17 protein-coding genes and 1 pseudogene are annotated in these 26,097 nt (G+C 63.6%); 9 read left to right on the top strand and 9 right to left on the bottom strand.

Annotation, left to right across the window (positions count from 1 at the left end):
• The first annotated feature begins 91 nt into the window (after positions 1-91).
• Complete coding sequence (locus HAP41_RS40230) at positions 92-1,882, top strand: adenylate/guanylate cyclase domain-containing protein (protein ID WP_166080006.1); 1,791 nt, start codon at positions 92-94, stop codon at positions 1,880-1,882.
• A gap of 189 nt (positions 1,883-2,071) precedes the next feature.
• On the opposite strand, the gene HAP41_RS40225 is transcribed toward HAP41_RS40230, so the two are convergent.
• Positions 2,072-3,853: an adenylate/guanylate cyclase domain-containing protein gene (locus HAP41_RS40225; RefSeq protein WP_223153860.1), complete on the bottom strand. Its 1,782-nt coding sequence runs from the start codon at positions 3,851-3,853 to the stop codon at positions 2,072-2,074.
• A 489-nt stretch (positions 3,854-4,342) separates the two neighbouring features.
• On the opposite strand from HAP41_RS40225, the gene HAP41_RS40220 reads away from it, so the two are divergent.
• The gene (locus HAP41_RS40220; protein ID WP_224580608.1) at positions 4,343-4,600 is read left to right on the top strand and encodes a VOC family protein; all 258 of its coding nucleotides are present in this window, start codon (positions 4,343-4,345) and stop codon (positions 4,598-4,600) included.
• 235 nt (positions 4,601-4,835) lie between these two features.
• On the opposite strand, the gene HAP41_RS40215 is transcribed toward HAP41_RS40220, so the two are convergent.
• The gene (locus HAP41_RS40215; protein ID WP_166080007.1) at positions 4,836-5,114 is read right to left on the bottom strand and encodes a hypothetical protein; all 279 of its coding nucleotides are present in this window, start codon (positions 5,112-5,114) and stop codon (positions 4,836-4,838) included.
• A 237-nt stretch (positions 5,115-5,351) separates the two neighbouring features.
• Positions 5,352-6,839 (bottom strand): hypothetical protein, encoded by a 1,488-nt coding sequence (locus HAP41_RS40210; protein WP_166080008.1) that lies wholly within the window; start codon positions 6,837-6,839, stop codon positions 5,352-5,354.
• 399 nt (positions 6,840-7,238) lie between these two features.
• Here HAP41_RS40210 and HAP41_RS40205 point away from each other — a divergent pair, with 399 nt between their 5' ends.
• Positions 7,239-7,403, top strand: a complete 165-nt coding sequence (locus HAP41_RS40205) for a Flp family type IVb pilin (protein ID WP_014492421.1) — start codon at positions 7,239-7,241, stop codon at positions 7,401-7,403.
• A gap of 445 nt (positions 7,404-7,848) precedes the next feature.
• Positions 7,849-8,529 carry a TetR/AcrR family transcriptional regulator gene (locus HAP41_RS40200; RefSeq protein ID WP_166080009.1) on the top strand — a complete coding sequence of 227 codons (681 nt, stop codon included), beginning with the start codon at positions 7,849-7,851 and terminating at the stop codon, positions 8,527-8,529.
• A 321-nt stretch (positions 8,530-8,850) separates the two neighbouring features.
• On the opposite strand, the gene HAP41_RS40195 is transcribed toward HAP41_RS40200, so the two are convergent.
• The 3 genes from HAP41_RS40195 to HAP41_RS40185 all read right to left on the bottom strand — a co-directional run bounded on the left by HAP41_RS40195 (position 8,851) and on the right by HAP41_RS40185 (position 12,346).
• On the bottom strand, positions 8,851-10,191 hold the full coding sequence (locus tag HAP41_RS40195; RefSeq protein WP_248577150.1) for an IS1380 family transposase: 1,341 nt from the start codon (positions 10,189-10,191) through the stop codon (positions 8,851-8,853).
• Positions 10,192-10,313: 122 nt separating this feature from the next.
• Positions 10,314-11,750, bottom strand: a complete 1,437-nt coding sequence (pyk, locus tag HAP41_RS40190) for a pyruvate kinase (protein ID WP_166080010.1) — start codon at positions 11,748-11,750, stop codon at positions 10,314-10,316.
• A complete protein-coding gene (locus HAP41_RS40185; RefSeq protein WP_014492424.1) occupies positions 11,747-12,346 on the bottom strand; it encodes a DUF1036 domain-containing protein in 600 nt (199 codons plus the stop codon). Before HAP41_RS40185 ends, pyk begins: the two co-directional genes overlap by 4 nt.
• Positions 12,347-12,526: 180 nt before the next feature.
• Between HAP41_RS40185 and HAP41_RS40180 the strand changes: the two are divergent.
• The 3 genes and pseudogenes from HAP41_RS40180 to HAP41_RS40170 all read left to right on the top strand — a co-directional run bounded on the left by HAP41_RS40180 (position 12,527) and on the right by HAP41_RS40170 (position 13,877).
• Positions 12,527-12,828 (top strand): annotated as a pseudogene (locus HAP41_RS40180) (DUF1244 domain-containing protein).
• A gap of 198 nt (positions 12,829-13,026) precedes the next feature.
• The gene (locus HAP41_RS40175; protein WP_014492426.1) at positions 13,027-13,299 is read left to right on the top strand and encodes a DUF2312 domain-containing protein; all 273 of its coding nucleotides are present in this window, start codon (positions 13,027-13,029) and stop codon (positions 13,297-13,299) included.
• Between the two features lie 152 nt (positions 13,300-13,451).
• Positions 13,452-13,877, top strand: coding sequence for a DUF1801 domain-containing protein (locus HAP41_RS40170; protein ID WP_166080011.1), 426 nt, complete (start codon positions 13,452-13,454; stop codon positions 13,875-13,877).
• A gap of 942 nt (positions 13,878-14,819) precedes the next feature.
• On the opposite strand, the gene HAP41_RS40165 is transcribed toward HAP41_RS40170, so the two are convergent.
• From HAP41_RS40165 to HAP41_RS40155, 3 genes are all read right to left on the bottom strand, one after another.
• On the bottom strand, positions 14,820-16,427 hold the full coding sequence (locus HAP41_RS40165) for a peptidoglycan L,D-endopeptidase MepK (protein WP_224580609.1): 1,608 nt from the start codon (positions 16,425-16,427) through the stop codon (positions 14,820-14,822).
• A 284-nt stretch (positions 16,428-16,711) separates the two neighbouring features.
• Positions 16,712-18,940: a L,D-transpeptidase scaffold domain-containing protein gene (locus HAP41_RS40160; protein ID WP_166080014.1), complete on the bottom strand. Its 2,229-nt coding sequence runs from the start codon at positions 18,938-18,940 to the stop codon at positions 16,712-16,714.
• Between the two features lie 366 nt (positions 18,941-19,306).
• Positions 19,307-20,803 carry a sigma-54-dependent transcriptional regulator gene (locus HAP41_RS40155; protein WP_166080015.1) on the bottom strand — a complete coding sequence of 499 codons (1,497 nt, stop codon included), beginning with the start codon at positions 20,801-20,803 and terminating at the stop codon, positions 19,307-19,309.
• A 127-nt stretch (positions 20,804-20,930) separates the two neighbouring features.
• On the opposite strand from HAP41_RS40155, the gene HAP41_RS40150 reads away from it, so the two are divergent.
• Both HAP41_RS40150 and HAP41_RS40145 read left to right on the top strand, forming a co-directional pair.
• Positions 20,931-22,838: a M3 family oligoendopeptidase gene (locus HAP41_RS40150; protein WP_166080016.1), complete on the top strand. Its 1,908-nt coding sequence runs from the start codon at positions 20,931-20,933 to the stop codon at positions 22,836-22,838.
• Between the two features lie 223 nt (positions 22,839-23,061).
• Positions 23,062-26,049 (top strand): patatin-like phospholipase domain-containing protein, encoded by a 2,988-nt coding sequence (locus HAP41_RS40145; protein WP_166080017.1) that lies wholly within the window; start codon positions 23,062-23,064, stop codon positions 26,047-26,049.
• Positions 26,050-26,097: the final 48 nt, after the last annotated feature.

The following is a 26,097-nucleotide window of genomic DNA, read 5'->3' as shown; positions in this document are numbered from 1 at the left end:
AGCCAACATCAACCCCTGGCATCCCGTCAAGGCGTGCTTGGCACTGCCGTCTGATCCGTCATACAGTGTGCTGTGGGTTGGATAGCGTGCCATGGCAGAAGAGCGGCCGGTCCGGGTCGAGCGCAGGTTGTCGGCGATATTGGCCGCCGACGTGGCTGGCTATTCGCGGCTCATGCACCATGACGAAGAAACGACGCATGCCAAACTGACGGCACTCCTAGCGGACGCTGTTGAACCGAGTATCGCCGAGCACGGTGGCCGCGTGGTGAAGAACACCGGAGACGGGTTCTTGGCGGACTTTCCGAGTGCGGTCCAAGCGGTTCGGGCTGCTGTTCAGTTTCAAACCCGCATCAAGGAACTTACAATTGGTGACGCGGAAGACAGACGCATTGCTTTGCGCGTGGGCGTCAATATCGGCGACGTAATTGTCGAGCCCCATGACATCTTTGGAGATGGCGTCAACGTCGCGGCGAGACTTGAGAGCATCGCAGAACCCGGCGGCATCTGCATCTCGTCTTCTGCCTACGATCAAGTCCGAGGCAAGGTCGGGGTTGAGTTCACCGATCTGGGCGAGCAGAACCTCAAGAATATTGCTCGTCCGATCCGAGCCTATGCCGTGGCCCGAGAGGGACTTAGCCCGGTGACAAAGGTCGGCAGCACGACGCCAAGCTCGCTTTCAGCGCCGCGTCTGTCCATGGTGGTGCTGCCGTTTGCGAATATTGGTGGCGATCCCGAGCAAGACTATTTCGTTGACGGCGTGACCGAGAGCCTGACCACAGACTTGTCGCGCATCAATGGCTCATTCGTGATTGGCCGACACACCGCATTTACGTTCAAAGGCAAAGCGGTTGATCTCAAGCAGATCGGGCGCGAGTTAAACGTCCGCTACGTACTGGAGGGCTCGGTGCAGCGTGGTGGCAACCGGCTTCGCGTGAATGTTCAGCTGATCGACGCCGAGACTGGCAAACACCTGTGGGCCGAACGGTTCGATAAGCCAGTCGCTGATCTATTCGATATGCAGGACGAAATCGTATCGAGGCTCGCCAACACGCTAAATACTCAACTTGTTGAAGCTGAGGCGCGGCGGGCGGAGCGTTCGCTGCATCCCGATGCGATGGATTTTATTTTCCAGGGCATGGCTTGCTTAAACAAGGGAAGGACTTCCGAGTATCTTGCGCATTCGCGCAGCTTTTTTGAACGCGCCTTGGCGCTCGATCCCAAAAATGTCGAAGCGCTGGTCGGATTGGCAGTTGTTGATGCGGCAGCTGTTGGCATGGCTTTGACCGTTGAGCGGGCCGCGCGTCTCGCAGCGGCTGAGACGGCCTTGATCAAGGCTCTGTCCCTTGCCCCCCAGCACGCACGCGCCCACTGGCTTCTCGGAAACATCAAAATGTTCACAAACCGCGCGGCCCAAGGCATTGCTGAATGCGAGCAGGCATTGGCGCTGGATCGAAACCTAGCTAATGCGCACGCCTACATTGGTCGCGCCAAGTATCTTCTCGGTCGCGGCGAGGAGACTGAGGCCCATGTCCAAGAGGCACTCCGCCTCAGTCCTCGTGATACGGAGGCTTTTGTTTGGATGATGTTCGCGGGCTTCGCCAAGCTGCAGCTCGGCGCCGATCAGGAGGCGGTCGCACGGTTCCGTCGCTCGGTCGAGATCAACCGAAATCATCCACGCGCGCACATCTATCTTGCCACCGCGCTAGCGCACCTCGGTCAGCTTGATGAGGCGCGATCCGCGGCCCAAGCAGGGCTTGCGCTCGACCCGACTTTCACTATCTCCCGCTTCCGCGCCAACGTGCCGAGCGACCATCCGACTTACCTCGCTGGACGCGAGCGCTTCTGTGAGGGCATGCGCATGGCCGGGGTGCCAGAGGGGTGATGTCGGAGACGGGTCAGAAGCGGCGGTAGACGCCAAGCTGCTTAGGCGTCTGGTTTACCTCCGACAGCCGACATGACACGTGTTCGGGCGAGTTTCGGCTTCGGGCCACAAGCAGACTCATGCACTGCAGCAAACGGCATCTCTATTCGTCCACCTCGTCGCCACGGGCGAAAGCCTTGGCTGCGACGGTCACTCGGGCATCCCGGCTTGCCGCAATCCTTCTTCATATCGCGAGACGTCTTCGGCACGCCGATAAGGGCCCAGCACGTGTTTGAGAGTGGAAACATGTAGCGCGGGATTTAGTTGCCGCAGCCGAGCCACTGCCTTACGTGCCTGCTCCGGCCGTCCGGCCATTGCGTTGCTTGCGGCGTCGATGCGTAATCCCGCTTGATGGTCCGGTTTGTCCTGCAATGCCATTGCCGCCCACGATGCTGCCTCGTCATAGCGGCCCAGGAAGAAATGTGCATGCGCGGTCCCGCTTCGCATTGCCATCGCCCACGGATCAAGTGGGTTCAGACGCATGGCATGCGCGAAGCGCTCGATCGCCAGTTCCGGTTCACCGAGCCAGAGTTTCACCCAGCCGCCGCAATACCATGCGTCGGCAGAATTGGAATTGAGCACAAGCGCGCGATCGATTAAGGCGGCGCCTACCCCGAGATCGCGAACAACATACGCTAACGCCCACCCGCTCGCGGCGAGCGCGATCGCGTCGTCCTTGCCCAACTCGACCGCCCGCCGAGCGAGCCTCGTCACTTCGGCAATCTCGTTCGCTGTGTTTGAAATCCAGCCTTCGCCCTTTGCATAGACGTGGCAAGAGGCGGCACGACCGTAGGCGGACGCAAAGTCTGGGTCGAGCTCAATCGCACTGTTGAACAGGCGCAATGCCTCGTCGTTAGCTTGCCGGTTGGCAAACTGATAAAATCCGGCCAAACCGCGCAAGTAGAGGGCATAGGCGTCGAGACTCTCGGTCGGCTTGCGCTTGGCACGCTCGATCTCGGCTTTTTCCACCGCTGGCGCGATCGCCCCGACAACGCTCTCGGTCACCTGGTCCTGCAGAGCGAAGATGTCGCCGAGGCCGCCATCAAACCGATCTGCCCAAAGATGGGCTCCGGTGGCGCTATCGACGAGCTGTCCTGTGATGCGCACTCGGTTTGCCACTTTGCGAACGCTGCCTTCCAGCACGTAGCGCACCCCAAGCTCGCGTCCAATCTGCTTCACGTCGACGGCGCGCCCCTTGTAAGTGAAGCTCGAATTGCGGGCGATGACGAACAGCGCCTTGAAATGAGACAGCGCCGTGATGACGTCTTCGGCCATTCCATCAGCAAAGTAGTCCTGTTCCGGATCACCGCTCATGTTGGTGAATGACAGAACAGCGATGGAGGGCTTATCAGGAAGGGCAAGGGCTGGCTTCGATTCTGGCGAAACTGTCGTTTTCGATTCCTTCGCGCCAGAAACCGCGAACACTTGCACCGGTCGCGCGATGTTCTTCAGCGCGATCTCGCCCTTGTCGTCAAAACACACATTGATCCGGTCACGGACCTGATCGTGAACAGCACGAGAGATCGAAATGCCTCCCGGCACAGCGATGCTTTCGAGCCGCGCTGCAATATTGACGCCATCGCCGAAGATATCGTTGTCGTCGATGATGACGTCTCCCAGATGGATGCCGATGCGGAACTCGATCCGCTCGGCCTGGGGTATCTCCGTGTTCTCGTCAGCCATGCCGCGCTGAACTTCGATGGCGCATCGCGTTGCATCGACGGCACTGGCAAATTCGACCAGCATACCGTCGCCAGTGGTCTTGACGATGCGGCCGCGATGTTTGGCGATTGTGGGGTCGACAAGCGCTTTTCTAAAAGCCTTCAGTTGCGCCAGCGTGCCTTCCTCGTCGGCACCAATCAAGCGGCTATAACCGGCGACATCCGCCGCCAGGATAGCCGTCAGTCGCCGCTCGACGGGCTCGCTGCTCAAGACGCCCCCCCGGGCTCGGGAAGCTAGATGTCCATCATAGCAGCATCGTGGGCTGGTGTCCGGCCAGGACCAATGTCCGAGTTGGGTCAATCGCGTCGGTTTGGTTCTCCCGAGACGACTTCCGGTCAGCCCCAGTGAGCGGACATCTTTAGTACCCCTCGCCAGGTCTCATACGGGCCAAAAGCAGACATCGCCTCGACAGCCGCTTGTCTATCAGACAGTCCCAACACGGGAAGATATGTTAGAATTGCCCATCATCAGAATTGGGTCGATCTTTTGCGAGCACGACACGAGTGAGGATGTTGCAGGCTATGGCTGTGTCAGAAGACAGATTACCGACTGGCGGTTTTGCTCACTTGGTCCCTGAAATGGATGTGTTCGACCTCAAGCAGAGCACGACCTTGTTGGTGCGACCTCCTTGGTTTCCGTATCGCCTATCAGCGGCCTGAAAGTCGATTTGTGTACCTGGAGTTTCAGGGTGCGCAGGTCATGCTCAGACAGCACAGCGGCCATTGGCAAACTGGTGCTTTAGAACGACCACTGGGGCGCGGTATCAACTTCCAAATCTTTGTCGGCTCCGTCGCGCCACTTCTTGATGCTTTGGAAAAGGCACAATGGCCGCTCTTCAGGGAATGTCACGATGCTTGGTATCGGATCGCCGGTGAGGAGCGAGGCAACAGGCAGTTTTTGGTGCAGGACCCCGACGGCTACCTTCTGCGTTTCGCGCAAGACCTGGGAAAAAGATAGCTTTTCGACCCAGCAATCCCACTTGGAGATTGTCCGCTAAGGGTCGAAATGCGAAGAACGCAGAGTGAGTAAAGTCAGTCCGCTCTACGCCACCAAGCGGACCTCAATGAAAGGTGTCGCCACTTCGTTGATGGGCCACAAGCGGACTTCGCTGATGCTTTGCTCAATCACTTCGTCTGCGATGCCCAGCGTGGGCGGTATCGTTACCCCCAGCGCCTTCGCGGTCTTGCGGAAATCAGCGCGCGAATTTGTAGTAGGCGAACGCCGCCGAAGTGACCGTAAGCAATGCCGAAGCAATCCAGATCGGCCCCAGCACAAAGATGGCTATCGCGCCCTGCCCACAGGCACCGCATGCAACCCAAAACAATATTGGAAAAAAACATAGCAGGATGACTACGGCAAATCCTGTACTGAGCCAAACGCCTCTCGACCCCCATCGCGCACCCAAAAACCATGGCATGGCGGGAAAGCCGAAGGACAGAATAACCAGGAGGGTCATCAGATTGTCGAACATGAATGGCTCTTGGTCGTTGACACGAGGCAGATGGTTCAAACTCACACGAGAGCCGCGCGAGCCTTTGTCATCGCTGCTATCCTGACTTCGGGCGCATCAATCGAATAACAGCAATTGACATTGCCGCTTGACGACCGCTTTGGGTCAAACGGCGAAATGGCCGGAGTGCGTGCCTGAGTCCGCTTCACATCTTCAAGCGAACGTCGCATCTGAGAGGACACGCCTGAAGCTACGTCCTCACTTCGACGGCAGCGCCGCTCCGTCAGCATTCTCCCGCACATGAATGACGGCGATGTCATCCGTATAGATCCGCTTCCAGCCCTTGAGCTGATCGAGGATTTGCGGGCCCGGCGCATCGGCGACCAATAGCGTCGCGTCGATCTTGTACTGGTCGAGCAGGCGCGGCAGCAACTCGGGCTTCTTGCCTTCCGTCGCCTTGAAGAAGTCCATGACGAACTTTTCGCCATAGAGCTCGGCGCGGCCGTCGACGTAAACAGGGACGTCGCGCGAGATCAGATAGCCGCCGAACTGATAGGCGTTGAAGATGCGCTGCACCCTGAGTTTTTCGAGCAGGTCGACCGCCGCAACCGGCGTCTGCGTCATCGTGAACGTGAAGCGATGGTGTCCCATGTAGAGCGAGGTCGAGGTCCAGCTCGCGGCCACGATCATGAGCGCGCCGAGCGCGGTGACATAGCGGGCCGGCCAGCGGTCTGCGCCGGCGGCGTCCGCCGGCGGGCGCGGGAACATCTCGCCGAGCGGCTTTGCCAGCACCAGCGGCACCAGGAAGGCGAAGGCCTCGATATTCCTGACATGGGTCAGCGCGCTCCAGGTCAGGAACAGGATCAGGAAGATCCGCGGCGCCGACAGCACGAGGCCGCGATAATAGCCGAGCGCGATCAGGCCGAGCAGTGCGCCTTCGAACCCGGTGAAGGTCGCAAAGTTCGCCGGCATCCATTCAAAGATCAGTGTCAGCAATTCGCCGAGGCTGAGGATGTTGGTCGCACCCATCAGCGTCCGCCAGCCGTAAGGCGTGCAGCAGGCAGCGATCAGCGCGCCGACGCCGAACAGCACCCAGCGCATGAACAGCTTCAGCCGCTGTCCCTTCTCGGCATGCTCGACCGCTTCGAGCGAGATCGGTCCGATCAGTGCGAGGCCCAGCACGAAGCCGCCATGCAAATTCGCCCAGAGCGCCATCAGCGGCAGCCAATACCAGGACGGCGCGCTTCTGCGGTCGGCAGCCGCCATCAGCAGGCCGACCCACGCCACCATGACGGGCAGCGCCAGAATATGCGGACGCGCCAGCACGTGATGCAGTGCCAGCAGCAGCGCCAGCATCGCGAACAGCACCGCGCGCGGCGCCTCGATCTGCGCGTCGAGCAGATAGACGAAGACCGCAGCGGTGAGCGCCATCCCGATCGCGGTGAGGATGACCGGACCTGCCCAGCCCCATTGCGCGTAGGAGAAAGCGAACAGCACCTGCGACAGCCACGACGTCGAGATCCAGGATTCCCCCGGGCGCGTGAAAGAATAGAAGTCGGTGTAGGGCAGGGCGCCGTGATCGAGGATCCATTGCCCGATCTTGATCTGCCAGAACGAGTCGGAGTCCTGAAGCAGCGTGTCGCCGACGAAGAGGAAGAACAGATAGGTGCCGGCACCGACGCAGAGCGGCAGCAGTGCTCGCGCGCGGCTCTGCACCGCAATGCTGTTGGCAAAGGAAAGTGACATGCCGCCTCGTCGTCCTGCTTGTTCTTGTCGGCCGGAGCATGATCCGGAAAAGTGTGTAGCGGTTTTCCGAGAAGATCATGCTCAAACAATAACCTGAAGCGCGATGAACGATTCATCTCGTCGTGCTTCAGGCCGAGCGGGCGGCATTGGACCATGCGTGGTCATAACTTCGGGTAAATCGCGCCGCAGCGGCATTGCCGCGGATAGCTACGATTTAACGGATTGTTTTCAATTCTCCTTTACCATCGTCGAATACGTGCAATCCGCTTCGTGTTTCCGCAGTCGAATTAACTGCGGCGCAATTCTTTGCCTCTAGGTTCGGTTCCATGGTCGGGCGGCGCTGGGAAGCCGAGAAGACCAGACCATTTGTAAGCCACGTGTACTCTTTGGGAGCAGTCTATGAAGAACCTCGTTTCGCGTTTCGTGAAGGACGAATCCGGCGCCACCGCCATTGAATACGGCCTGATCGCTGCCGGCATCGCGCTGGCGATCATCACCGTCGTCAACAACCTCGGCAGCTCGCTGAACACCAAGTTCGGCTCGATCTCGTCCAGCCTCAAGTAAGACCGGACGATCTGAGAGTTTCGAGAGCCCCGTCCCGGACGGGGCTCTTTTCTTTTGGGCGGTGGCGTGAGCCGGAGGCTGCTCGCCCTGCATGGTTCGCCCGGCGATGCAGAGCATCGAGATGCCCGCTTTGGCGGGCTCCTCACCATGAGGGTCTGATATCTTGCCGCGAAACGCGACCTCATCCTGAGGGCACGCCGTAGGCGGGTGTCTCGAAGGATGGGCCCGCAGGCAAGCTTCCCCGCACGTTCTTCTTCAAAGCCCTCCAGCCGGCGTCACCGGGCTTGGCGCTCCCGTCCGTCCGGCGTGACGTTCTACGCATTTGCATCTTGTCATTCACTTTGAATAGTTGTTCAGTCCTTGCGGGACGATTTGCATCTATTGCAGGGACGACGCGTTCGGCCGCGCGGGGCGTGCGGCTGGCGTGTGGGACAGGAAGCGCGCCATGGTTTATCGGCGAACGCATCAAGTGGTGAAGCGCCTTGCGGCCAGGCGCAGTGCGATCCTTGCTGCAGCGCGGGAAGCTGCGGCGGAAGGCGGGATGGCTGCGGTGCAGATCGCGCCGGTTGCTGTCCGGGCCAGTGTCGCGGCCGGAACGGTCTACCGCTACTTCCCGTCCAAGTCCGAGCTGATCTCCGAATTGATAGCCGAGGTGTCGCGCGACGAGCTCGCGGCGATCCGCCGGGCGGCTGATGCCGCGCCCGGCCCATCCTCGGCGCTGGCGGCGGCCGTCACCACCGTGGCGGTCCATACGCTGTCGCAGCGCAGGCTGGCCTGGGGCATCCTGGCCGAGCCGGTCGACGTCGATGTCAGCGCGTCCCGCCTGGCCAGTCGCCGCGAGATCGCCGGCGAGATCGCCGCGCGGATCGACGCCGCCGTGCGTGCCGGCCATTTCCCGGCGCAGGATACCGCGCTGGCGGCCACCGCGCTGTTGGGGGCGCTGCATGAGGCCCTGGTCGGGCCGCTCGCGCCCGACAATCTCGACGATCCCGCCAGGATGCGCGATGCGGTGCAGACCGTGACGCTGCTGGCCCTGCGCGCCGTCGGCGTGATGGACGCCCGCGCCCGCGGTCTGGTGGTGCAGCAGACGCTGCTGCCGACCGCGAAAGCGCTGGTCGGGGCCTGAAGAGCAGGTCGCGGCCGGGGCCGAGACCTGATTCCGCTCAGGTCATTGCCCGGGCGCGCCTTTCCACAAAACCCGAGCACCTTCGCCGGCAACGCCGGCTACTGTGCATGGGGTTGTTTTCGTCTTTTTTTGTTTGCCGGGCTCCCGCGGACTAGCCCGCCCTATTCGTGAGAGCGCGGTATTTTGGTCCGACTGGTGCATCCGCACACCTCCGCTGACGAGGCGCACAGGATTGCCTTCGGCTTTTCACCGCCTGACGACCGGTACTTTGCAACGCGCTTGAGGGATGGGTTGGGTGAACGCGGGCGGACGCCCCACCGGTCAAGGACCGAGCGGCAGCAGCGCGCCGGGCAAGCTGCGGATCAGGTCGGCTTCGGGACATGCCGCGGCGAACGCAAGGCGAATGCGGCTCTTGGTCTCGACAACCCGGGCGGCGATTTTCAAGAGCCGAAGACGCAGCGTCGCGAACTCGGCAGTGGCCAATTCCCGGACTTTGGGAATGGCGTCGCGCACGGTCAGCATCAGCCAATAAGCGGCGGTATGGAGAACGAGGCGGACATTGGCGAGCGCCGAACGGCAACTGGTGCGATCGGAGGCGAGCTGCGTCTTATGCAGCTTGATCAGATTCTCGGCTTGGCCGCGCGCGCAATACAGGCTGTCGTAGATCCACTCGGCCGAGCCGACATCGAGGCTGGTGACGACGAAGCGGATGTCGAGGCCGAGCATCGTCGCCTCAATACGGGCGACGGTGCGTCGTTCGCGATCCCAGGACTTTGCCTTGTGGCGCGTCTCGGTATAGCCGCGCAGAACCGGCAGGTTCTCGATGGCGCGTCGCGTGCGGATGTCGTCGGCGACCGCGTCGACTTTTCTGGCGAGCGGCTTGGTGCCGGACAGACCGAAGATGTAGTCGATGCCGTTGGTCTCGCACCACGCCATTGCCTCCGGCCGGGCATAGTGCCCGTCGCCACGGAACGTAATTCGCGTGTTGTGCCACCGCGTCCGGATATGCCGTACCAGGCGGCGCAGATGGGCACGCACCTCGACGCCGCCCGGCGTCTTGCCGGGCCGCAGCACGACCGCCACGGGCCGGCTCTTCTCCGTGTCGTAGACGTGGATCGGCAGGAAGCAGCGTTCGTCATAATGAGCGTTGAACAGCGAGAGCTGCTGATGGCCGTGGACGACATCGCAGGTATCATCGATGTCGAGCGTGACGGATGCCGGCTCGCGCGGGTAGCTATCCATCCATGCGTCGACCAACGTGTAGGTCAGTCGGATCACGTCGCGCAGGCGCGGAGCATTCTCCAGACGCGACAGCGTCGGTTGGGAACACAGATCGCGACCCGTGTCCGGCAGCCGTCCGCAGGCCAGCTTGAATGCGGGATCGGACCGCAGATGATCGAGGTCGTCGGCGTCCTCGTAGCCGCAGCAGATCGCGAACATGCGCGCGCGGAACATATCGACCAGGCTGTGCACGACCCGCGTCGGATCGCGCCGATCCGGGAACACCCGGGCCAAATTGTCGGCCAAGCCGAGACGCCGCTCGGCCATCGCCAGAAGCATCACGCCCCCGTTCGAGGTCAGCCGACCGCCATCGAAGGCAGCTGTGACTTTCTTGGCGTGAACGGCTGGAAACGAGAAGGGCAGAATCGTATCGTCGGTCATGGCGGGCGTGGTGTTCGCGGCTGAAGGTGATGGGGTTGGCTTTGCAACCGAATCCTACGCCGCATCAGCGCTTTACACCACGCTCGCCAGCCTCTCAGGCGCCCTCTGACGAATAAGACGGGCTAGATATCCGCGCCGCCCTCGGGGCCGACCGAGGCGATGCGCACCATGTTGGTGGTGCCGGGGATGCCGAGCGGCACGCCGGCGACGATGATCACGCGCTGGCCGGCGCGGACAAAACCGTCGCGGAAGGCGATCTGGCCGGCGCGGCTCACCATGTCGTCCTGGTCGCGCGCGTCTTCCGCCACCACGCAATGCACGCCCCAGACCACCGCGAGCCGGCGTCCGGCCGCGATGTTGGGCGTGATCGCCACGATCGGCGGCTTCGGCCGCTCGCGCGCGACGCGCACCGCGGTCGAGCCCGAGCTGGTCCAGCAGATCAGGGCCGGCAGATCGAGCGTCTCGGCGATCTGGCGGGCGGCGTCCGCGATGGCGTCGCCGGCGGTGGATTCTGGCGCGGGGCGCTGCGCGGTGAGCACGGAACGATAAATCGGGTCGCGCTCGACCTCTTCGCCGATGCGGTTCATGGTCGAGACCGCCTCGACCGGGAATTTGCCGGCCGCCGATTCCGCCGACAGCATGATGGCGTCGGCGCCTTCATAGACGGCGGTGGCGACGTCCGAGACCTCGGCGCGGGTCGGCACCGGCGACTGGATCATCGATTCCAGCATCTGGGTTGCGATCACCACCGGCTTGCCGGCGCGGCGCGCCATGCGCGTCATCTGCTTCTGGAGGCTCGGCACACGCTCCAGCGGCAGCTCGACGCCGAGATCGCCGCGCGCCACCATCAGCGCGTCGGAGGCCTCGATGATCTCGGCGAGGCGGTCGATCGCCTGCGGCTTCTCGATCTTGGCCATGACAGCGGCGCGGCCGCGGATCATCTTCTTGGCCTCGATGACGTCGTCGGCGCGCTGCACGAAAGATAGAGCGATCCAGTCGACGCCGGTGACCAGCGCGGCCTCGAGGTCGGCGCGGTCCTTCGGCGTCATCGCCGAGACCGGCAGGTCCGTATCCGGCAGGCTGACGCCCTTGCGGTCGGACATCCGGCCGCCGACCACGACGCGGGTCACCGCGTGCTCTTTCGAGGTCTCTTCGGCCATCAGCCGCACCTTGCCGTCGTCGAGCTGCAGCGCATGGCCGGGCCTGAGTGCTGCCAGGATCTCCGGATGCGGGAGATTGACGCGCGTGGCGTCGCCCGGCGCCTTGTTGGAATCGAGCGTGAAGATCTGGCCGTTCTGGAGCTGGACCGCGCCTTCCGCGAAGGCGCCGAGCCTGAGCTTCGGGCCCTGGAGATCGACCAGGATGCCGATCGGCCGGCCATAACTGCTCTCGACGTTGCGGATCGTCGCGACCAGCTCCCGCATCTTGTCATGCGGGGTGTGGCTCATATTGATGCGGAACAGGTCGGCGCCGGCCTCGAACAGGCGGCGGATCATCGCGAGGTCCGAAGAGGCAGGTCCCAGGGTCGCGAGAATCTTGATACGGCGAAGACGCCTCATGGCTTATTTCCAGACGGTGGCGAGGGGGCTGGCGGAAGGCCAGGCGCGGCGGGGGGCGTACCACCGGGCGGACTATTGGGCAAACCCGGAACGCCGCCACCCGGGCCGACAGGGCCCGGCAGGCCGGGCACGCGCTGCTGCTGTGACGGCTGCTCGTTGGCGTCGGTGAGCTGAACCGTCCAGGCCCGCTGCTCGCCGGTATCGACCTCGAAATAGCCGGTCCGGTCGTAGCCGCGCGCGAGGCAGTCCTCGGTGCCGCGGATGGTGAATTCCTTGTCGCGCGAGCACATGAAGGCCTGGCCCGACCATTCGCCGCCGCGGTCGTAGTCGATCGCATAGATGTAATAATAGCGGGCGACCAGCGTTCCCCGCAGCAGGGTCTCGCAGGAGCGGGACGAGATGTTCCACCAGCCCTCGGTGGTCCAGCCCTCGGCGTCCTTGTAGCCGAGCGCAATGCCGACCCGGCTCGAGGTGTTGTTGCAAAGCCGGAAGTCGGCGGAGGCCGGGCTGGCCCACAGGCACAGCAGGCCAACCACCAGCACCGGGACCAACCGGGCGAGCAGGCGAAGGGGGGCGCGGGGAGATTCGGCGATCATTGTCGCGGAACGTATACCAGATGATTGACGATTTGGCGTAGGGCCGGGGAACCGGCGTTCGGGTTGGCTCTGGCGCCGTTTGCGCCGTGATATGGCAAAATCTGTGACAAGGACCCACCTGATCCCGTAAGGGTGACCCCCATCGGGGGCAGAACCAATTCAGGCCGAAGGGATCCAGCCATGGCAATCGACGACAAAACCAGAACGGAGCTCGAGGCGGCCGCTTTCCGCGCCTGGTCGATCATCTGAAGACGCGGACCGACGTCCAGAACATCGATCTGATGAATCTGGCCGGCTTCTGCCGCAACTGCCTGTCCAACTGGCTCAAGGACGCCGCCGACGCGCAAGGCGTGAGCTTAAGCAAGGACGAGAGCCGCGAGGCCGTCTACGGCATGCCCTACGAGACCTGGAAGTCGAAATACCAGGGCACGGCCACGCCGGAGCAGGTCGAGGCGATGAAGAAGGTTCACCCCGGGCACTGAACGGCCTCGCCGGCAGTCAGGCGGTGAGTCGCGCCACACAACAGCTTTCTTGGCCTCGCCGCAGGAAGGTGTGGGCGCGCTGTGGACGAGCGCGATGCTGCCTTGAACGCGAGAGCGGCGAACCCTAAGGGTCAACCAGCACGCGCGGTGAGGATGCCGGCGTCACCTCGTTTTGCCAGTTCCATTGGGAGTACCAAGATGGCCACCTCCGCCGCCGTCCGCGACGACGAGCCCGCGACGAAATTTGCCAAGGACCAGCTCAAATCCATCATCGAGCGCATCGAGCGGCTGGAGGAAGAGAAGAAGGCGATCTCCGACGACATCCGCGACGTCTATGCCGAGAGCAAGGGCAATGGCTACGACGTCAAGGCGCTGCGCACCATCGTGCGCATGCGCAAGCAGGACCCGAACGAGCGCGCCGAGGCCGAGACCATCCTCGAGACCTACATGCAGGCGCTGGGAATGCTCTGAGGCGATGCGCCTCTAGCACTGCTGCCGTAGCCCGGATGGAGCGCAGCGAAATCCGGGTTCTCGCAGTATGGAAGCATTCCCCGGATTACGCTTTCGCTCCGTCCGGGCTACAAGCGTGGCGTGTTGCACTTCGTTTGTGAACGGAGACCGTCGTGACTGCGCCGCCGCTGCCGCGCGAGGTGAGCCGTGCCTTCGGCGCTCTTCCGGCGCCGATCGGCAAGCGGTTGCTCCAGGTACGTGAGCTGATCTTCGCGACCGCTGCGGCGCATGAAGAGGTTGGCAAGCTCACCGAGACCCTGAAATGGGGCGAGCCGGCTTACTTGACCGATGAGAGCGGCAGCGGCTCCACGATTCGGCTCGGCCGCCTCAAGGACTCCGAGCACGCCGCCATTTTGTTCAACTGCAAGACGACGCTGGTCGATACGTTCCGCGAGCGCTTTCCCGATGAGTTCGAATATCGGCAGACCAGGGCTTTGCTGTTGCCCCTGTCCGGCGCGCTGCCGAAGCAGGAGCTCACCGTCTGCCTCTCGCTAGCGTTGACATATCATCTGGATCGGCGGGTCAGGAAAGCGAGATAGAAGCTGCAAGCTTCGACACTGTAGTCTTGGAAGTGGCGAGCACGCTATTGCGCCGGTCCGGCACGCAGCCTCGATCCGCAAGATTGTCGGTCTCGGTCTCAATTGCCGCGTCCGCGTTTGGCGTCTCGTCGGGCCTGCGCCCGCTTGTTGGCCTGCGAGACTCTTCCGATTTTTTCCGGTGGGAGTTTCTTGATCCGACGGCTTGGGATGGACCGCATGCCGTCTTGCGAAGTTGGGGTCGTCTGCGGGCGAGAAAACTGACGCGCCCGACGGAGTGCTAACGCCCGTCGCGCCGCTTCCCCGAGCTCCCGTCGTGCTTCAAACTTCCGGATGCGCCTCAGCTCGTTCTTGACGCGCTTGATGGCGGCAGCGAAAACCGATTGGCGCCGGTTTGCATGCTCTGCCGTGCCGGAGAAACTCTTGCCGCGCGGGTCGGCTGTTCCCTTTGTTTCGCGGCGTCGATGCCGCGACAATGTACGCTCCCTGTCGCGCAGATCCCGAAGTCGGGCGCGAAGGCTCTCAAGTCCATCGCGCTCCATCTCTCCGACCACGGGATGGTGCGTACCCAATATGACTTCGCGCTCGTCGTGGTTCAGAAGGCTGAGCTCAGACTTGCATGGAACTGACATCGCATGCTCCTACTTCGCTGTGGCGACTTCCCTTGAGATGCGGCGCCGCTGCGGAAACGCGGAACACCAAGGCAAACGCGATCGCGTCCTCGGACTTTGTCATCGCGTCCGTTCTGGGCGCATTGCCACAATGCGCGTTTGGAATGCGTAGCGATACCGGGTGGATTACCCGTTGGAAGTGGGGGAATCTCCCTTAGTGCAGATGCGCACCAGGCCGGGACGACACTTGAGCGTGTGGCGCTGTCGTGCCCCAGGATTGCGCTGCGCTTCATCCCGGCTTGCGGGACTACCGAACGGCGTGAGGGGAAAGATCTCAGCGCAGCGCCGCGGTGCGCATGACGAACGACGTCGTCTCGAGCTTCGCGGTCGCACTGCCCGTAAAGCTATCGCAGGACAGGCCCTGCATCGGATCGTCGGCAAAGCCCATCGCGATCACGGCCTGCGGTTTGACGAAATAGCCGCGCAGGGCAACGGTATCCAGCTCGCCCATCAACGTCACCGACATCGCGCGGCTGGCGCTCGGCGACAGCATCACGATCTTGAGCCAGATGCTTTCGCCCCTGGCGGCGGAGAGGCGGGTCGCGGTTGCGATCCTGCCGTCGATGCTCTTGCCGACCACCGTGTTGATCTCGGTCGCGGGCGCAAGGCCGCGCGTCGTGGCAACGGGGCGGCCTGTGCGCGGTACCGGCGCGGAGGCGGCGACGACGTTGGCGCGGTCGACCGGGGAGGCGGACGCCGGCGCATAGGCCAGCGCCTGATAGGCCGCGCTGGAGACGGACGCGGTTGCTTGCGGCTCGGTGGCGGCGGCGAGCGCCTGGCGGGCCTTCAACGCCGCCACTTGAGCTGGCGTCGCCTGCTGCGGGGTCGCAGGGGCATCCCAGAAGCCGCGGGCATTGATGATGTCGGCCGGGGTCTCGGGCTTGCCGGCCGCAGGTTTGTCAGCCACGGGCGCGGGCTTCGGCTTGGGCGGTGCAACGAGCTGCGCATCGGCCGAAGCGAGCTGGATCGCAGCGGCGATCTGCGGCTTGGCGCGCGGTGTCGGCACCGGATCGGCCGGCTTGGCCGCGGCGGCAACCACGGTCGGCGCAACAGGCTTCGCGGCCGGGGCGGGCGCGCCCTCGTCATCCTCGTCGCTGCTCGTGGCGGCCGGAGCCGACTTGCTCTTGAACAGGGCGGCAAAGAAACTCGGCTTGCTGCCTGAATCGTCGCCTGTGCCGCGGCGCTCGATGTCGGCCTTGGCCAGCTCATAGCCCTTCAGCGGCGTGCCGTCGGTCGGGACGTGGACCGTGCGGCCATCCGGGAACACGCGGGCGAGCTGGTCATGCGTCATGCGCGGCCAGTGCCGGATGCTGCCGGTATCCAGATGGACGAAGGGCGAGCCGGAGGTTGGATAGAAGCCGACGCCGCCGCGCTGCAGGCGCAGGCCGGCGAAGCGGATCTGCTCCAGCGGCACGCCCGGAATGTGGAAGTCCATCGCATGCCCCAGCATGTGCTGGCTGAAGCGCGCCACGCCCGAGGAGCGGCGGCGGAGCATCGCGTTGGTGGCGGGGGAGCGGTAGGAGGAGATGATCTGGATCGGCTGCTTGCCGTCGACGTCGCGATAGACTTCCCAGAGGATGTCGAACAGGCGACGGTCCATGACCGTCTCGTCCTGGGTCCGCCAGTCGCGCAGGAAGTGGTTGAGCTGCTTCAGCGCGGCCTCGTCGAAGCGGCCATCGCGCTTGAAGGTGACGGTGAGGTCTTCGCCGGAATGGGTGTGGTGGAACGAGAGCGTCTTGGTCTCGTTCAGCGCGGCGGCGTCATGGACCGAGCCCGCGGCAGCAAGCAGCAGTGCGGAAGCGAGGCCGATCCGGGATCCGGCCTTCACTCCCGCATGGGACAACGACAGCACTGCGAATTTGCGTGCGAGACCAGTCAGCACGAATGAGCCCACCCAGTCGACGAGCGTTCAAAATGGACTCTCCCGGCAACCCCGTTAGCGCGCGAAAGAGGATGAACGCTTTCTTAAAGCGAGAAGGTTAATTCGAGGTTGACCTTCCCGACCCCAAACCAAGTCAGAATACGAACCTAAGCGGTTCAGTGTGGCAAAAAAACGCCCGCTGCCGGAGTTCGGGTGGAGAATGGTTAACGTTAAACGACCCCATCCAGGGGGATGAGGTCGCTGATCTTACTAGAGAATTTCCGGCAAAGCCCTGTCGGGAGGCCTCAGCGGGTAAACACCCGCTGCTGCTGCGGCCGGCGGCCGACCGGAGCCGGCGGCGGGGTCGGGGCCCCGAACAGCCGCTCGAAGAAGTTCGGACCCGACGAGCCGAAGCTGCTGCCACCGTTGTTGGCGACCGCAACGCCCGAGGGCAGCGTCGTCGCCGGGCGCGAATAGCTCGGCTGGGAGTGTGCGACGACGTTCTCGAGATCCTTGCCGCGGCTGTTCTTCAGGATGTTGATCATGGTCGCGTCACGGCCATAGACGTCCTTGCGGATTTGCAGCTTGCCGCCATCGTCCACGAACGCGGTCTGGTAGGTGATGTTGACCGGGATCGGCGTCGGGAATTTCAGGTCGATCTCGCTCTTGCCGTACATGCTGCGCACGCGCTCCGGCGTGTACTTCTCGTTCGGCATGGCGATGTTGAGCAGAACGGAGGCGTACTGATCCGGGTTCTGCACGCGCATGCAGCCATGGCTGAAGGCGCGATCGTCCCTGGCGAACAGGTTCTTGTCCGGCGTGTCGTGCTGATAGACCAGGAACTTGTTCGGGAAGTTGAAGCGGATGCGGCCGAGCGCGTTGGCTTCACCGGGGGGCTGCGAGATGTGCACGGAGCCGTCGCGGTTCTGCTCGAGCTTGAGGCCCATGCGCTGGAGCACGGTCGGGTCCTGCTGAAGCGCCGGCAGATATTCGTTGTAGACGATCGACGGCGGCACGTTCCAGGTCGGATTGACCGTGATGTACTTCATCGTCTCGGTGAGCAGCGGGGTCGCATGCGTGCCCGGCTTGCCGGTGACGACGCGGGTGGTCCAGACCTGCTGGCCGCGCTGCATCACCTTCAGCGTGTAGTCGGGAATGTTGAGGATGACATAGGCATCGCCCAGCGAGGGGACGCCAAGGTCGCGCGGCAGCCAGCGCCAGCGCTCCATGTTCACCAGCACCGTGTCGATCTGCTTGTCACGCTTCGGGGTGTTGATCGCCTTGACGGTCTTGTCGTCGAGGATGCCTGTTACCTTCATCTCGGCGCTATTCTGGAATTTTCGTACGGCTTCGGCGACGGTGGCGTCATAGCGGGTGTCGCCGGCGTTCTCGGCGAGGCCGAGCTTGGCGCGGAGCTGCGGCACGCGCGGATCTTCGACGACGATTTCAGCCTGCTTCTTGCCAGCCGGGGTGTATTTCAGCGCCGGACCGTCGCCGATCTCGATCACCGGGCCGCTGCCCTGGCCGCGCAGCTCGGCGAGCTTGGCCTTCAGCTCCTTGTAGAGCTTCTGCGGCGGGTTGTAGCTGTCGAGCGCTGCGGAGGCGTCGGCTGCGGTCGTGACCTTGGCGAGCACCTCGCTCGGATCGACCGGATGCTCGGGATAGAGGATGTCGCCGCTGACCTGCGACCAGTGCATGCGGCCGCTCTGGGCCTGGCGCGCATAGTCGAACATGCTGGCGGTGAGCTTCAGCTCGGCATCGGCGAGCGCATCGGGCGTCGTGGCGGCGGCGAAATCCGGCACCGGGTAGTCGGCGGGATTGAGACCATCGGAGGCCGCATCCTTCAGCCGCGCGATCACGCCCTTGGCCGCAACGGTCAGGCTGCCGGCCTGGGTCCAGACCGGCGCGAAGTCGCGTGCACCGTAAAACTTCTCGATCGCGGCGCGCTCGTTCTTGCGGTCGAAATGGCGCGAGGTCTTGGCGCCGATGATGTCCTTGAGCTTGTCGGCGACCGGCTGGTCGGCGGCGGGAACGTTGCTGGCGGCCTTCACGGGCTCGGCGGCCGGAGCCGCAGGCGCGGCCGGTGTTGCCGTCGCGGTGTCGGCCTTTGCTGGTTCGGATTTGGCAGGCTCGGTCTTGGCGGCCTCGGACTTGGCGGGCTCGGACTTGGCGGGCTCGGTCTTGGCGGTTTCGTTCTTCGGCGCCTCAGCTGCAGGCGTGGTGGCGACGTCGGAAGGCTTGGTCTCGACCTTGTCGGGGGCCGGTGCGGCTTCGGCCTTCACCGGTTCCTTGGTCGGCTCCTTTGCGGAATCCTGAACCGTCGCGGTGGTGTCGAGCTTGATGTCGGATGCGGTCGGGGGCGGGACGTTGGCGGGCTCGGGGCGCGGGATCGCGGCTTCGATCGCGAGTTCGGCGGCGCTGCTGCGCGCCTGATCCTGCGCCAGGGCCGAGCTGGCCGATACCGTGAGGAAGGTCGCCGCGACCGTCATCAAGACGCGGTCAAAGCCCGCACGGTGGTTCAAACAGTCACGCATTGTGTCGCACCCCTCGGGTGAACTGTCCCTCGTGGAACAGCTTCATTATCGCCTAATGAGCTTCGGGCTAAACTGCGCCGGCCGCTCGAAAGTTGCACGCCTGCACGCAACGATTCATACGCGGACGAACGAATCCTACGCAGACGATATACAGGCCCCGTTTGGGCGGCCAGCGCTACCCGGGACAACTCACGACAAACTGACTTCAAGAAAGCCCGTTTGCAACGGATTGTGCGGCTTTGGCAGACGCTTTTCCATGTGTCTGTCACTTCCAAGTCACGGTTCACGTCGCAGCCGGATTTTGCCGTAATGCGAAGGGCTTGCGGCGTCATCGCAACGCCAGGCGAACCTCCGTTCGCATGAGGCTCAGGGCGTCTCCTCACCGCTTTTGCCGCCATGTCCGGGAACCCCGGCTTCGTCGAGCTTGCGGTAGAGCGTGGACCGGCCGATTTTGAGGCGGCGGGCGACCTCGGACATCTGTCCCCGATAATGCGAGATCGCGAAGCGGATGATCTCGTTCTCCATGTCGTCGAGCGGGCGGACGTCGCCGGTGGGGGTCAGCATGGAAAGGGTCCCCGCCAGCGGCAGCGGCGCGATCGGTATTTCACCACCCGACACCACCGAGGGCGCCGCGATCGGCTCGAGCATCAGCGGCGCGGTCGGGATGTCGGTCTCAAGATGCGGCTGCGAGGTGAGCAGGGGGAAGTCGGCAAGGTCGAGCTGGTCGCCCTCGCTCATCACCACCGCGCGGTAGACCGCGTTTTCGAGCTGGCGGATGTTGCCGGGCCAGTCGAGCTGGGCGAGGTGCGCCACGGCCTCGCCGCTGATGCCGGTGATGAGGCGATTCTCCTCGGCGGCAAAGCGCGCCAGGAAATGCCGGAGCAGATACGGGATGTCCTCACGCCGCGCCCGCAGCGAGGGGATCGTCAGCGGCAGCACGTGGAGGCGATAGAACAGATCTTCGCGGAAATGGCCCTGCTTCACCCGCTCCAGCAGCCTGCGGTTGGTCGCGGAGATGATCCGGACGTCGACCTTCAACGGCTTGCGCCCGCCGACCGCTTCGACCGCGCCTTCCTGAAGTGCGCGCAGCAGCTTGACCTGCGCGGTGAGCGGCAGCTCGCTGACCTCGTCCAGGAACAGCGTGCCGCCATGAGCCTCGACGAACTTGCCGGTGTGCCGTTCGGTGGCGCCGGTGAAGGCGCCCTTCTCGTGGCCGAACAGGATCGACTCGACCAGATTGTCGGGGATCGCACCGCAATTGACCGCGACGAACGGCTTTGCCTTGCGCTCGCCACTGCCATGGATGGCGCGCGCGAACATCTCCTTGCCGACGCCGGACTCGCCCTCGATCAGCACGGGGATCGACGAGCCCGCGGCCTTCTGCGCGGCACGCATCACGGCCGCCATCGCCTCGGCGCGGGTGATGATGTCGGAGAAAGTCAGCCGGCCCTCGCGGCTATGACGGATACGCTGCAACTCGCCCTTGAGCGCGGAGGCATTGAGTGCGTTGCGCAGAGAGACCTGGAGCCGCTCCAAGCCAACCGGCTTGACGACGAAATCGGCCGCGCCCGCGCGCATCGCCGAGATCACGTTGTCGATGCCGCCATGGGCGGTCTGCACGATGACGGGGACGCCGAGGCCGGCCTCGCGGATTTTCGCCAGCACGCCCATGCCGTCGAGGCCGGGCATCACGAGATCGAGGATGACGGCGTCGATCGCCGGTGCATCGGGGGCGGTGAGGGCGGCGATCGCGGCGTCGCCGGAGTCCACGACGACCGTCTCATAGCCGCATTTCTGCACCATGTTCTCGACCAGCCGGCGGGCTACTGCGTCGTCGTCGGCGATCAAAATACAGGCAGCCATGGTGTTCCCCGCACGCTACTACTATCTGTCTCGAATCGGGTCACTCTGGCCGAAGCCGATTAACGCACTCTTAAACCTTGATGCCCCCGCCCGCCGTCGCGCTTGTTGAACACAGGTTTCCCACACAATGAATTCGCGCTCCAAATCTGCTCTCAAGAAGTCTGCCTCCAGCAAGCCCGCTCTCCGCAAGCCAAGCACCAGGAAATCCGCCGCCAAGGCAAAGTCCTCCAAATCTTTGCCCGCAAAGCCTGCGGGCAAGACCGGCAGGCTTCCGGAGTGGAACCTCGCCGACCTCTATTCCGGGATCGATGCGCCGGAAGTGGCGCGCGATCTCGAAAGGATGGACGCCGATTGCGTCGCGTTCGAGACCGACTACAAGGGCAAGCTCGCCACAGGGACAGCAAACGAAGATGGCGGAAAATGGCTCGCCGAGGCGGTGCGACGCTATGAGGCGATCGACGATCTCGCCGGCCGTCTCGGCTCCTATGCCGGCCTCGTCCATGCCGGCGACAGCGTTGATCCCAAGATTTCAAAGTTTTACGGCGATGTCTCGGAGCGGCTGACGGCGGCGTCCACGCATCTCCTGTTCTTCGCGCTCGAGCTCAACCGCGTCGATGACGATATTTTGAACCGCGCGATGCAGGCCGCCGAGCTCGCGCATTACCGTCCCTGGATCGAGGATCTGCGCAAGGAGAAGCCGTACCAGCTCGACGACAAGCTCGAGCAGCTCTTCCTGGAGAAGTCGCAAACGGGCTATTCCGCCTTCAACCGGCTGTTCGATCAGACCATCTCGGGCCTGCGCTTCAAGGTCGGCGCCAAAGAGCTCGCGATCGAGCCGACGCTCAATTTTTTGCAGGACCGCGACGGCGCCAAGCGCAAGGCCGCGGCCGAAGCGCTGGCCAAAACCTTCAAGGCCAATGAACGCACCTTTGCGCTGATCACCAACACGCTCGCCAAGGACAAGGACATCTCCGACCGCTGGCGCGGCTTTCAGGATGTCGCGGATTCCCGCCACCTGAACAACCGCGTCGAGCGCGAGGTGGTGGATGCGCTGGTCGCCTCGGTGCGCGCGGCCTATCCAAAGCTGTCGCATCGCTATTATGCGCTGAAGGCGAAGTGGTTCGGCAAGAAGCGGCTGGCTTATTGGGACCGCAACGCGCCGCTGCCGTTCGCCGCGACCGACGTGATCGGCTGGCCCGATGCGCGCAACATGGTGCTGACGGCCTATCGTGGCTTCTCGCCAAAAATGGCCGATATCGCCGAGCGCTTCTTCACCGATCGCTGGATCGATGCGCCGGTGCGTCCGGGCAAGGCGCCGGGCGCGTTCTCGCATCCGACTACGCCGTCGGCGCATCCTTACGTGCTGATGAACTACCAGGGCAAGCCGCGCGACGTGATGACGCTCGCGCATGAGCTCGGCCATGGCGTGCACCAGGTGCTGGCCGCGAAGAACGGCGCGCTGATGGCGCCGACGCCGCTGACGCTGGCCGAGACCGCGAGCGTGTTCGGCGAGATGCTGACCTTCCGCCGGCTGCTGGCGCAGACCAAGAGCGCCCGGCAGCGCCAGGCGCTGCTCGCCGGCAAGGTCGAGGACATGATCAACACGGTGGTGCGGCAGATCGCGTTCTATTCGTTCGAGCGCGCGGTCCACACCGAGCGCAAGAACGGCGAGCTCACCGCGACGCGGCTCGGTGAGATCTGGCTGTCGGTGCAGGGCGAGAGCCTCGGGCCGGCGATCGAGATCAAGGCGGGCTACGAGAACTACTGGATGTACATCCCGCACTTCATCCATTCGCCGTTCTACGTCTACGCCTATGCCTTCGGCGATTGTCTCGTGAACTCGCTCTACGCCGTCTACGAGAATGCGGCCGAGGGCTTTGCCGAGCGCTATCTCGACATGCTCGCCGCCGGCGGCACCAAGCATTATTCCGAGCTGCTGCGACCGTTCGGGCTCGATGCCAAGGATCCCAAATTCTGGGACGGCGGTCTCTCGGTCATCGCCGGGATGATCGACGAGCTCGAGGCGATGGGCTGAGGCGAAGCGCGAGTTCCTTCCGGGCGCACGGAATGCGGGTGTCGCAAGTCTTTGCGGCCCCGAGTTCCATCCGTGGGCGCGGGTGACCTTCGCGGCGGAGGCCGGCAATTTGCTACGTGGGATTGAACGTTCGCGCGGCCCGCAAGACTAACTCAACAGATACTCGGAAATGATTTTCTACTATTGATTGTGGATTGATCGGTTTCTCCCTGGGGAGGCACCCATGCTCCATCAAGGGCCCGCCACGCCGGTTCCGATGGCGAGAAATGCTGCCGCCGTCGATCAGGAAACGCCCTGGTGCGAGAAGCACCATCAGATCGTCTGCGATGAGATCGAGGCGATCAACACCCGACGCGAGCCGGAACGGCGCCTCGATGCCGACGGCCTGCAACCCTGCCAGTTGCTCGACGTCGTCGGGCTTGCGTTGTCCGGCGGCGGCATTCGCTCGTCGGCCGTTTGCCTCGGCGTGCTCCAGGCACTGAACCACCACAATCTGATCGGCCGGATCGACTATCTCTCCACGGTGTCGGGCGGCGGCTATATCGGCACCTCGCTCAGCGCCACTATGACGACCGCACGGCGCTTTGTATTCGGCGAAAGACCCGCTGGCGGAACCGTCACGTCCGCCGAGATCAGCGATACGCCGTCGGTCGGACACCTGCGCAACTATTCCAACTATCTGATCCCTGCCGGGGCCCGCGATCTCCTGACCGGAGTTGCGATCGTCGTGCGGGGACTGGTCGCCAATATTGGGCTGACGTTGCCCATCGTGCTGCTGCTTGCCGCCATCACCATCTGGTCGACGCCGCTGCGGAGCTGCCTGACGGATGCGAACATCTTCGGCATCAGTCTCAACAACAGGTCGTTGTGCGAGCTGCACGATTTTAGCGACATCGATCGTTACGGTTTCAGCACATTCGGCCTGGTCGTCGCGCTGGTGATGTTCGCTTGCAGCGGGCTCGCCTATTTCGCCTCCCGCTCCGTCCGCGGCAGCGGTCCCAGCGTCGTGTTCGCCTATATCGGCGGGATCGCGCTGTTGCTGGGCGTCGCGTGCGACTTCGCGCGGTTTCTCAAGGTCCAGCATTTTGCGTTGAGCCTGTCGATCGCAATCATCGGGGGCGTCCTGTTTTTCGGATGGGCGCTCAAGCAGTCGCTCGCGAGCCCCGGCAAGCGGCAGGAGTTCCGTTCGCACTGGCCGAGCATGGGCGCGACCTTCCTGGTGCTGCTGGCGGTAATCGCCTTCTTCGAGTTTCAGCCCTTCATGCTGGAGCAGATGTTCGATGTCGCCGAGAGCAGCGCAATCGGTGGACCGGCTGCTGCGGTTGCGATCACCTGGATCAAGTCGCTCGCGGCGGTGGCTGCGCCAATCGGCGTCTTCGTCACCGCGTTCAGGCAGCAATTCGTGGAATTGCTGAAGGGCAACAGCGCATCCTCGCAATGGGGTTCGCTTGTGCTCGCGGTCGTGGCCAAGGTCGCGCTATGGATCGCGGGCCTTGCGCTTCCGCTCGTCATCTGGGTCGCATACCTCTATCTATCCTATTGGGGCATCGCCAACGATCTGTTCGAGAGGTGCCCGTCCGTTATGGGCGCATCCTCCCAGCGAGAGTGCCTGGTCAATGCCAAATCGAACGCGCCGTCCGGCAGCCTCGCAGGCAGGATTCAGTTCGATGTCAGCAAGGGGACCTTGTCGGCGGAAATCACGCCGAAAGCTGCGCCGCAGGTCGTGGCAGATGCCGAGCAGTTGACGCCGACCTGGCACACGCCCGCCTGGCTCCTGTTCCTGGCTCAGAAAGCGGGGCAGGTGGTTCAGGTGCGTTTTCCGAGCCTGTTCCAGGGCAATGCTTCGGAACTCGCCTACTCCTACAGCCTGCACATGGTGATCCTCTACACGTTCGCCGGCGTCCTGCTGTTCGCCATCTCGTTCTGCCTGACGCCGAATGCGAACTCGTTGCATCGGCTCTATCGCGATCGCCTGAGCAAGGCCTTCCTGTTCGATCCGACGCGTTCGGCCGACGGGCGCGTCGCGCCCGCCGAAGCCAGTCTCGACCAGGGGCGCGATTTCAAGGCGCTCGATCGCATGAAGCTGACGGATCTCTACGCGGCTCCGGCCGCGCCGGCCCGGATTCCAGGGCAGCCGGCTGCGCCGAAGCTGCACGCGCCCTATCAGCTCATCAATACGGCGCTGAATATTCAAGGCTCCGACTTTGCCAACCGACGCGGACGCAACGCGGACTTCTTCGTGTTCTCCGCCCTGAACGTCGGCAGCGAGGCGACGGGCTATGCGCCCACCGATCTGGTGCAGGACGACGAGCAAAGTCTCGATCTCGCCACCGCAATGGCGATTTCCGGAGCCGCGGCCTCCTCGAACATGGGTTCGAGCTCGATCAAGGCGCTGACGCCCACGCTTGCGCTCCTCAACGTCCGGCTCGGCTATTGGCTGAAGAACCCGCGTTACGTCGATGAGCGTGTCCGGCCGCAGCGCCGCTCCACGCCGATCTATTTCTGGTCGGAGATCTCGGGGCGCCTGTACGAGAACAGCGACAGCGTCTATCTGACGGACGGCGGTCATATCGAGAATCTCGGCGTCTACGAGCTGTTGCGCCGCCGCTGCAAGGTGATCATCGCGGTCGATGCGGAAGCCGATGCGCCGATGAATTTCGGTTCCCTGATGACGTTGCAGCGTTACGCCCGCATCGATCTCGGCGTCCGCATCGACCTGCCATGGACGCCGATTCGCGAGCGCACGCGTGCGCTGATGGCGCGCAATGCCGACAAGGCGGGTGATCCCGGCGCGGCCGACGAGCGCGACGACATTGCGCGAGACCACGTCCACGTCGCGATCGGCACCATCGACTACGGAGGCGACGAGCAGGGTTATCTCGTTTACGTCAAATCGTCGCTCAATGGCGACGAGAACGACTACATCCGGGACTACGCGCGGCGAAACGACCGCTTCCCGCACGAGACCACGGGTGACCAGTTCTTCTCGGAGGAGCAGTTCGAGGTCTACCGCGCGCTGGGCTTCCACATGGCGCACGGTTTCCTGTCCGGTGACAATCCGGTCGCGGTTGGGTCCGGCGTCGATCCGCATATGGCCCGATTCACTGAAGCGGGCGAGCCGGCGATCGACGCGGTCCGCGAGGCGCTCGGTCTTCCGGTACCTCGGCGGCAAACTGCGAGCGTCACCGCCACGATGATCGATCAGGGCTGAGCAGCGCGACAGCCGGATTCCCGGCAATCGGAATTCCAAATTACCTGA

Origin of the sequence: Bradyrhizobium barranii subsp. apii, from assembly GCF_011516635.5 — a bacterium.
GTDB lineage: Bacteria > Pseudomonadota > Alphaproteobacteria > Rhizobiales > Xanthobacteraceae > Bradyrhizobium > Bradyrhizobium barranii.
Note: the sequence above shows the minus strand (reverse complement) of the source record. Positions and strands in the feature narration are given on the sequence as shown.